The organism is Roseobacter weihaiensis (genome assembly GCF_020622345.1).
Lineage (GTDB): Bacteria > Pseudomonadota > Alphaproteobacteria > Rhodobacterales > Rhodobacteraceae > Roseobacter > Roseobacter weihaiensis.
This window is the reverse complement of the sequence record NZ_JACNMO010000003.1, coordinates 321,911-330,208: the sequence shown is the minus strand read 5'-3', so window position 1 is coordinate 330,208 and position 8,298 is coordinate 321,911. Positions and strand designations below refer to the sequence as shown.

The 8,298-nt window shown below is 59.0% G+C and carries 9 protein-coding genes and 1 pseudogene; 1 reads left to right on the top strand and 9 read right to left on the bottom strand.

Features of this window, described 5'->3' with window-relative positions; all coding sequences use genetic code 11:
- A pseudogene (locus tag H7847_RS05785) lies at window positions 1-127 on the bottom strand (DDE-type integrase/transposase/recombinase); the annotation flags it as partial.
- A 231-nt stretch (window positions 128-358) separates the two neighbouring features.
- Window positions 359-949, bottom strand: coding sequence for a type IV secretory system conjugative DNA transfer family protein (locus tag H7847_RS05780; RefSeq protein WP_227268433.1), 591 nt, complete (start codon window positions 947-949; stop codon window positions 359-361).
- Between H7847_RS05780 and H7847_RS05775 the strand changes: the two genes are divergently transcribed.
- Window positions 944-1,249 carry a zincin-like metallopeptidase domain-containing protein gene (locus H7847_RS05775; RefSeq protein ID WP_319799750.1) on the top strand — a complete coding sequence of 102 codons (306 nt, stop codon included), beginning with the start codon at window positions 944-946 and terminating at the stop codon, window positions 1,247-1,249. The genes H7847_RS05780 and H7847_RS05775 overlap by 6 nt on opposite strands.
- Window positions 1,250-1,374: 125 nt before the next feature.
- Here the strand turns inward: H7847_RS05775 and H7847_RS05770 are convergent, their stop codons facing one another.
- From H7847_RS05770 to H7847_RS05740, 7 genes are all read right to left on the bottom strand, one after another.
- Window positions 1,375-2,679, bottom strand: a complete 1,305-nt coding sequence (locus tag H7847_RS05770; protein ID WP_227268432.1) for a type II toxin-antitoxin system HipA family toxin — start codon at window positions 2,677-2,679, stop codon at window positions 1,375-1,377.
- Window positions 2,680-2,681: 2 nt separating this feature from the next.
- Window positions 2,682-2,933, bottom strand: a complete 252-nt coding sequence (locus H7847_RS05765) for a helix-turn-helix domain-containing protein (protein WP_227268431.1) — start codon at window positions 2,931-2,933, stop codon at window positions 2,682-2,684.
- A gap of 187 nt (window positions 2,934-3,120) precedes the next feature.
- Entirely contained in the window at window positions 3,121-3,300 is a 180-nt protein-coding gene (locus H7847_RS05760) for a hypothetical protein (protein ID WP_073200850.1), read from the bottom strand.
- 906 nt (window positions 3,301-4,206) lie between these two features.
- On the bottom strand, window positions 4,207-4,869 hold the full coding sequence (locus H7847_RS05755; protein ID WP_227268430.1) for a hypothetical protein: 663 nt from the start codon (window positions 4,867-4,869) through the stop codon (window positions 4,207-4,209).
- A 21-nt stretch (window positions 4,870-4,890) separates the two neighbouring features.
- On the bottom strand, window positions 4,891-6,378 hold the full coding sequence (locus H7847_RS05750) for a M81 family metallopeptidase (RefSeq protein ID WP_227268429.1): 1,488 nt from the start codon (window positions 6,376-6,378) through the stop codon (window positions 4,891-4,893).
- Between the two features lie 18 nt (window positions 6,379-6,396).
- Window positions 6,397-7,350, bottom strand: a complete 954-nt coding sequence (locus H7847_RS05745; protein WP_227268428.1) for an ABC transporter ATP-binding protein — start codon at window positions 7,348-7,350, stop codon at window positions 6,397-6,399.
- Window positions 7,334-8,296: an ABC transporter ATP-binding protein gene (locus tag H7847_RS05740; RefSeq protein WP_227268427.1), complete on the bottom strand. Its 963-nt coding sequence runs from the start codon at window positions 8,294-8,296 to the stop codon at window positions 7,334-7,336. Before H7847_RS05740 ends, H7847_RS05745 begins: the two co-directional genes overlap by 17 nt.
- Window positions 8,297-8,298: the final 2 nt, after the last annotated feature.

The following is an 8,298-nucleotide window of genomic DNA, read 5'->3' as shown; positions in this document are numbered from 1 at the left end:
CCTCCAATGTGTCGGTGACATCCCCGGCTTTCATCGTTGTGCAGAGCTTCCACGCCACGATGTAGCGGCTGTAGTCATCGAGGATGGTCGACAGATAGAACCAGCCCCAGCCAGTCACCTTCAGGTATCGAAGGACTCCGATACGACCGGAAGACCGACATAACGGCACCAGCTATGGCTTGCTGTGTACTGAACCCTCAAATGCGGAAGGCCCAGCGTCAGAATGACAACAACAAGCGCAGCGGGGCCAGCAGCTTGCCTTGACGGCGAAAGTAGGCCAAGCGCAGCAAATAGGGGGCGTAGCAGCGCGCGCTTTGCGCGTTTAACCATGCGCGTTCCGAAGCGAGTTGCAGCTGCACTACCACCGTTGATATTCAGTTTCACCCGTCCTAAGAACTGCGTGCCGCCATGCAGCGGATTGGCCGCTACGACCTTTCGCCAGAGTGAAATTTCCTGATAGCCTACCTTCAGAGCTCGAATTGGCGGCAAGTTGAGAGACAAGCTGCATTGCCATCGACCATGCATCGGAAATCAAGTCCTCTTTCGCGTGTTCCAGATCATCCAGAATGATCTGCATCGGGTTATAAGCGGCGTTGCCCAGATCGAATTTGTGGGCAGGGTTTAGGATAATGACGTCCTGATCGGGCCCCGTGGTAATCAGTTCACTCGTCTGAGCAGCTAGATCACCTATCATGTCGGCCACGATTTTGGATGCGCCGAAGTCTTGAATAATCGCAGGCATGACAAAGCTGGTTGTCTTGCCTTTTCGCGCAGGTGCGCAGATCAATCCGTGAACGCCGTCTGATAAAAACAGAGGCTGGCCGTCCGCGATGCCGAGAAACAGACCATCTGTTTTGGCAAGGCCAGCTTTACGGGCCTGACGTTTTGTCAGCCAGCTTGCAGAAGCGTTGCTCAATTTGGGGCGCATGGCGCGGAAGGTTCGATGCACGTTTTGCGCCAGCGCTGCCAGGTCTCGAAGTGCAGACGCTACACAAAGACCTGTAACGAGCGCACCGCTATGCGCGAGGAACTTTTTGCGGAACTTGACGCAGCATTTCTTTGTACCAATCTAGAATTGACCCCAGAGGTGCGCACCGATCACGCGGCCTATATTCAGAGCTGGTTGAAGGTCTTGAAAGAAGATAAGCGGGTGATTTTTTCCGCCGCTGCCCATGCACAGCGCGCAGCTGATTTTCTGCATGGGTGCCAGCCTTCTGTTGAGGAAGAAAGGCAAGGAGCCGCCGCATAAGTCGGCTTCAATGGCACAAAATTTCGCCCGCCATGTGGCGGGCGGAAAACCCATGATTTGGATTTATACGGATTTGCTCAATCAGGTCGAGCAAAACACCTTTCATGCAAGCCTTGATCGCGTGCTCAAGGTTTGAGTTGGCGCAGTCGGTCCAAGACCGCGCTGCGGATTGATTTGACAAGCACATCTGGGAATCCTGCGGGAAGTGCAGCGAAAGTTTTATCCATCGCGGCTTCTGCCGATGCGTGGATGTTTTCAAAAATGTCGGCGATAGCTTTTCGGGATAGGCCGGACTCTACGCCCGTTTCCATGATATGCCGCCCGATGATATCACCGACCTTGTAGTGATTGGACTTGCCAAAGCGCATCGCGAGCTTGAAGTCTTTTCTATTCAGCTGGTTTGCATCCAATGTCGGTTGAACGGTCAGCACGTCATAAAATGGCGTCAGCCTGAAACGACCGCTTGGCATCAGGGCGAGGCTGAAATTCTTGGCATGGCCATCGGTCGCGCCGGTTAGCCAAAACAGGATATTGGCTTTGAAGAAATCCAACCGATCTTGGGTGGCTTCATCGCTCCCGCGCAAGAGCCCCATGATTTCAGCGATGCCTGGCCCGCCCTCATTCTGATATTTCTGGGTTGGCGGCACCGATAGCGCTTGTGCGCAGTCTTCTTGCGGCAAGCGGATGAGGCGGCCATCCCTCGTCCAGAGTCGGTCAAACCGCTCAACAACAAGAGCCTTGCGCGCGCCGAAACTGGCCATCTCGACATTTGCGGCACGAAGGCCAAAACCTTCCATCAGTTTCAGGCATAAATATTCATTTTCGACGCTGTTCGACAAATCCATGCCGTTTGGGAGCCGCCCGATCTGCGGTTTGATAATGTGCGTTGTCGGTGTGGTGCCCGAAGGCTCAAACCATTTGCCCTCATGCCAAAGCAGGGCGGTTTTTTCCTGCGCTCCTGCCACCGATATCCGGAAGTCCTTTTCTCTCCTGATACCGAGCGGTGCGACATCCAGCTCACCCAGCAGTGCCTCGATGTCCGTCTCACTGACAGGATGGCCGGTGAGATCGTCAGCGTCTTGCGGCTCTTCGCCGTCTGGCAAAAATTGCAGCGCGCCAACACAATCGCGGCCAATTTCACTCAGCAGGCTATAGGCGTCCGTGCCAGCAGCGCCAACGCGCTCGGCGACGCGCCGCCTGATACCGTCATTATCCGGTAGCAAATTTTCGAAAACGGCCATGACAGGCGCGCCGATATAGCGATCTTCACGCAGCGGCAGGGAAAGTGAAACGGGGAGCCGGTGCTCCCATGCCAGCCAGTCCTGATCATAGACAAAGCTGATCGCGCCCGTGCTTTCCCGCAAAAGCTGGCCAACATGGCGCGCGTTCAAAAAAACATTCAGCGGCGGATAGATTCGTTTGCGTCCCATCCTTAAAAGATGTCCTCGAAGCTTTCAGCCGAGCCCTTGCTGCGGCCTTGCACCAGAATCTCAAGATCAAGCGCGGCAAAGATGTCGAAAACGGTTTCCAGCTTGGTGCCAGACAAACCGTTCTCAACCTTGGAAATAGTCTCTTGCCAGACGCCGCTGCGTTCAGCGAGCTCTTTCTGCGTCAGCTTTTTTGCCTTGCGGGCTTGGCGGATGGCGTGCCCGATATCATTTGGTGTGCGTGCCAGGTTCTTCATCTGTGACTCCTTAGACCCAGTATGATCCTTAAATCATAAAATGTCAATATGATCTGTAGGGCATAAAGATTGATTATGATCTATGGCGCATAAATATAAAGTATGATCTGAAGATCATGAGTGCCTGAAAGGCGTCCAACTGGATGACAAAGAAATGCGGCTGACCGAGTGGCCGGCCGCAAAAAGATCAGATGCTTGGCGAACGGGTAGCCAGTTCATCCTCGATATTGCGCATCGATGCCAGAGCATCGCGGCGCTGATCGCTACCGCGCGGAGCGGCTGCAAAGGCGTTGAAGGCCTTGGTCAGAAGACCGTGCAATTCTGCCGTACTGCGGGATGCCGCTTCAAATCGTGAGACGAGTTTCATGGCAATCCTCCTCTTATTTCAAGGAGGCCCCGAAACACTCAGGGCCTTTCGGCCCGGACACAAGAAAATCATCGGCCAGTGAAGGCGCTGATGGTTCGGCAAACGATCTTGTGACACAGGGGAGTGATGCGCTTGAGGCTCGCCACTTCGATTTGTTCAGGCTTATTCAGCAGGCGGAATGCTTGATCGGACGACAGACGAAGCTGTTCAGCATGCATTTGCCAGCCTCGCCGGTAAATTCTGCGCTACTCTTGCTCTTTCTGCATCGAAATTCTCATGAGGGGATGACGGCGCAACACCAAGATTGAACTGCGGCGATGCTCACTGGACAGGCCGCAATTTCTGAAGGCCAGAGTTTCCAGCCTTGCTTGGGGCTTGCTTGCAACAAGAGCCCTAAAATCCCTAGCCGGATGCGGCTCAGTCTTCAATGTTCTGCCCGCACCACCTGGCTACGCCAGCCGTGTTGAACATGCACCCTGATCCTTTGCCTCCGGCTTATCGGGAGGGCGTTAGCAAGCAAGCCCCAAGCAAAGGAGAAACAACATGGCACGCGAAAACACGAACCAAAGCCCACAGATCAATGCGCCGGACTATCTGGCATGGCACGTCACCCAAAGGGCTGAGAAATCCTTCTGGACCAAGGTCGGAGCAGCATGAAAGCACAAAGACAGGCGCGGCTACACGCTTCAACTTGAAACCTGCCCGATCAATGGCCGGATCGTCCTCCGCCTCCCGCTGGAAGATGCACCGGACACAACAAACGAAGCGGGGCGCGCATGAGCGCCCCCATGACTTCCCAGATCATCTGGGACAGTGTCCAGATAGAGATCACCTACCGCAAACGCCGCTGGAAATCTGACTTTGACCATATCGAACTCCACGTCGAAGATGGCCGGATCATTCCTGTCACAGAAGGTTACGCAGACCGCGCGGGGTTCGCGCGGCGCGCTTTTGCTCTTCGGCGATGCGGCGCGCCTCTTGGGCATCTTTCATTTGCGCGCGCGCCTTTCTGTGTCGCTCGACAATCTGTTCTCGCTGGAACTGAAGGGTAAGGCTGGCATGTTTCGCCTTGGCATGTGCGTCCTCTGCCCATGCCTTGAGCTTCGGAGTCGGAAGTGCACCGATAAATGCCTTGGTGTCGTCCACAGATCGCAATTGATGAGGATCGCCCAGCCATGATTTCAGTTCTTTGACTTTCACACTGCAGGCGCGGGACATTGAGTGGGCCTGGCCGTTCCAGCTGACCGCGACGAAGTTGCGTCGATCACCATGCGCAAGCCAGAACCCTTTCTCACGCAGCGCCGCTTCGAAGCTCTCGGGACTATCTGAGATATTACAACATTCCCGTAGAAGAGCTTTGGTTTGTTTAGGGTCGAGGCCTGTTCGCTTCGCCTTTGGCCAATCTTCCAAAGTGAACTTGAGAGGATCGCGCTTCCGAGGATCGCGCAGACCTTCAGGCATTGGCCAGCCTTGCTCTAGGAAGTCCACTGCGACATAGTTGCGCCTGTCTCCAAGCGAGTCTTCAATCTTTTGGGCCAGTAGTCCGCAACTCAATCCATTGATTGCCAAGTGAACCTCGGGTTTTGGAGTTTAGACTGCCGTGCCCTTGTCCAGCGGAAAGATCGGCCGCGGCACGTTCTTGTAGGGCAACAGGTCGTATCGCGTCGTGCAAAGCGCACCGGTGTCACAGACGATGATCCGCCCTGCAATAGGCGTGAAGGCGGCGCGAAAATGCTGCATGGATTTAAGGGCAACGACGGACTTCGATGCGGGGTCGATCCCGAAAGCGCGGAATTGTTGGAGGTCGAGCATCTGGTGCGCGATGGAGACGATCAGCACGTCGATGCCCGCCACCCGCAGCACCGCAGTCGGCCCGAAACTGCGTTCCTGTCCACCAAGGATCGGACCGTCGCCGACAACACGGCCTTCGCCGCGCCACGTCACCGTGCCGGTTAAGTCCAGCGGCCCGCCGCCGAATTCGGGCGCGGTCTTGCCGCCGATGGCGAGGTTTACATCCCTGCCGATGGGCTTGTCCTGCAGTGCCGCCGCGGCTTCGGCGTCAATCAGCGGTCCAAAACATGCGTTCTCGATTTCAGCCTCCAGAAGCGCCAGCAAAAGCGCGGGGGCGTCTCCATAGGCGCCCGAGCCCGGATTGTCTGCGTAGTCGGCGATAACCAGCGGGCCGCCGCCAGCCCGCCAGCCCCGCGCGATTTCGGCGGCTTCTGTTGGGCTCAGATAGGGGTTGAAGGCCTCGTGGCGCCGCGCCCAGATGTCGTCAGCCAACTCGTCGGCCATCGCCGTCAGATGCGCGGTTTCGCCCGCTCCCGTCACCAGAACGGTCGGACCGACTTCGGCGATATCGGCGCAGGGGAAGCCGCCGTTGATGCTAATCGCATAGACGTCCTGACGGGCCTCGAACGCGCGGGCCATCGCGTGGCGATCTATCATCGGGCCGATATCGGTGCGCCCGCCATTGACCTCTTCCAACATGGGCCGATGGGTGCGGTATGTGCGCGGACGGATCTCTCCGGCCATCGTGCGCTGCAGCAGTTCCGCTGTGCGCCGTCCCGTGGCGCGGACATCTACATGTGGATACGTGGTGAAGGAGACGAGGATCTGGGCCAGATCGCACATCGCGCCGGTGACATTGGCATGCGGATCGAGCGTGACGGCAACGGGCAGGTCGGGGCCGATCACCTCGCGCAGGCGGCGCAGGATCTCACCTTCGCCGTCGTCATGGTCTTCGGTGACCATCGCTCCGTGCAGGATCAGGAAGACGCCGTCCCAACCGCCCTGCACGGCGGCGTCAAGCAGCGGGGCCAGCAGAGTCTCAAAAGCCGTGCGCGTCACACGTCCGCCCGGCCCGGCGGCGGCACTGATCACATGCGTGATAGCCCAGTCATAAGCCCGGCCGACGTCCAGCAGCCCGGCCAGTTCGGTATTCTTGGCGCCCTTAGCCCCGATCGCCGCCGGTCCATCCAGCAGGTAGCGGTCGCGAAAGGCTTGCAGGTCGGTGGGCCGGATGTTGAACGTGTTGGTCTCGTGGGAGATTTCAGCGGAAAGTATATTGAACCCCAAATCCGGTGTCCTTCTTGGTCAGATTGGATGGTGACAGGCCACAGCATGACCGGTCTCGGTCGAGAGGGCGGGTGTTTCGGTGCGACACAGCCCGCTGGCATTGGGGCACCGGTCGGCGAAGGCGCAACCGGGGGGCAGGTCGAAGGGGCTTGGCACCTCGCCCTCCAGGGGGGCGATCAGGCGGCGTTTCTTCGGGTCGGGCTCGAAGGTGCTTTCCATCAACGTTCTTGTATAAGGATGCCGCGCGGGCGCGGCGGTGTCGGGCAAGGCCTCGACCGCCCGGCCCAGATACATCACGAGAATCTCGTCGCAGAAATACTTCACCAGGCTGAGATCGTGGGAAATGAACAGATATGTCAGGCCAAGCTCGGCACGCAGGTCCTCCAACAGGCCGATGATCTGCGCCTGGACCGAGACGTCGAGCGAGGCGGTCGGCTCATCCAGCACCAAAAGCGATGGCCGCAGCGCCAGCGCCCGCGCGATGCCGACGCGCTGTTTCTGCCCGCCAGAGATCTGATGCGGATAGCTGGTGGCGAGGCCGGGGTTCAGCCCGACCATCTCCAGCAGTTCGGCGACTTCTTCGGCCATGGGTTTTTCGGGGGTGACGCCTTGAACCTCGAACGGCTCGGCCACGGCCCGGATCAGCGTATAGCGCGGATCGATGGCGGAATAGGGATCCTGGAACACCATCTGCATCCGGGCCCGCAGCTTGCGCATCTGCGCGGGCGATTTGGCCAGCAGGTCGTCCCCGTCGAAGGTCACCGCGCCGCCCGACGGTTCGATCAGGCGCAGGATCAGACGGGCAAGCGTGGACTTGCCGCAACCGGATTCCCCCACGATGCCGATCACCCGACGCTCTGGCAGGTCGAATGAGACGCCATTGACCGCGTGCATGGACCGCGCCTTGCGGAACGGGCCGCCTGCGCTGGTGAACCGTTTGGACAGATCGCGGACTTCAAGCAGGTTCGGCATGGGCCACCTCCGCGAAGTGGCAGGCCGCGGCGCTGTCGCCCGCGACGGAAAACGCTGGCGGCTCGGTTGCGCAGACCGCCTGCGCCCGGGGGCAGCGCGGATGGAACGGGCAGCCATCGGGGTAGTTCACGACCGTGGGGACGGTGCCTTCGATGCCGGTCAGGCGTTTGGCCTCGACGAGCCCGCGCGGGATGCAGCCGATCAGCGCCTGGGTATAGGGATGGCGCGGGTGATCGAAAATCGCCTCGACGGGCCCGTGTTCCACCGCGCGGCCCGCATACATCACCACGACCTTGTCGCAGGTCTGTGCCACGACGCTCATGTCATGGGTGATCAGTACCAGTGCCAGATCACGGTCTTTCACCAGATCGTCGAGCAGCCGAATGATCTGCGCCTGCACCGTCACGTCCAGCGCCGTGGTCGGTTCATCGGCGATCAGCACATCCGGGTCGGCGGTCAGCGCCATGGCGATGACGATCCGCTGTTTCATGCCGCCCGACATCTGATGCGGATACCGGTCGCAGATCAGCGCCGGTTCTGGGATACGGAGCGTGCCGAGGATCTCCTCGGTCCGGGCACGGGCAGCAGCGGCATCAAGGCCAAGATGCAGCTTGGCGACGTCATCCACCTGCGGGCCGATCTTTTTCAGCGGGTCGAGAGAGGTCATTGGGTTCTGGGTGATCAACCCGATCCGACCGCCGCGCAGTTTGCGATAGGCGCGTTCGGGCAATTTGGTCAGATCCTGGCCGTCGAACTCCACCGTGCCGCCGGTGATCCGCCCGCCGCTGAGCGGCAAAAGACCCATGACACTCATCGCCGTGAGCGACTTGCCGGACCCGCTTTCGCCCACGATTCCCAGCGTCTCGCCCTTGCCCACGGAAAAGCTGACGCCTGAAAGGGGCTGAACCATACCGAAGGCCACACCCAGATCTCGGACGCTGAGCATGG

Excerpts from the sequence above, each read along its gene's own strand:
- H7847_RS05745 (WP_227268428.1), bottom strand. The coding sequence starts at position 7,350 with ATGCCGAACCTGCTTGAAGTCCGCGATCTGTCCAAACGGTTCACCAGC.
- H7847_RS05775 (WP_319799750.1), top strand. The coding sequence starts at position 944 with ATGCACGTTTTGCGCCAGCGCTGCCAGGTCTCGAAGTGCAGACGCTAC.
- H7847_RS05765 (WP_227268431.1), bottom strand. The coding sequence starts at position 2,933 with ATGAAGAACCTGGCACGCACACCAAATGATATCGGGCACGCCATCCGC.
- H7847_RS05770 (WP_227268432.1), bottom strand. The coding sequence starts at position 2,679 with ATGGGACGCAAACGAATCTATCCGCCGCTGAATGTTTTTTTGAACGCG.
- H7847_RS05740 (WP_227268427.1), bottom strand. The coding sequence starts at position 8,296 with ATGCTCAGCGTCCGAGATCTGGGTGTGGCCTTCGGTATGGTTCAGCCC.
- H7847_RS05760 (WP_073200850.1), bottom strand. The coding sequence starts at position 3,300 with ATGAAACTCGTCTCACGATTTGAAGCGGCATCCCGCAGTACGGCAGAA.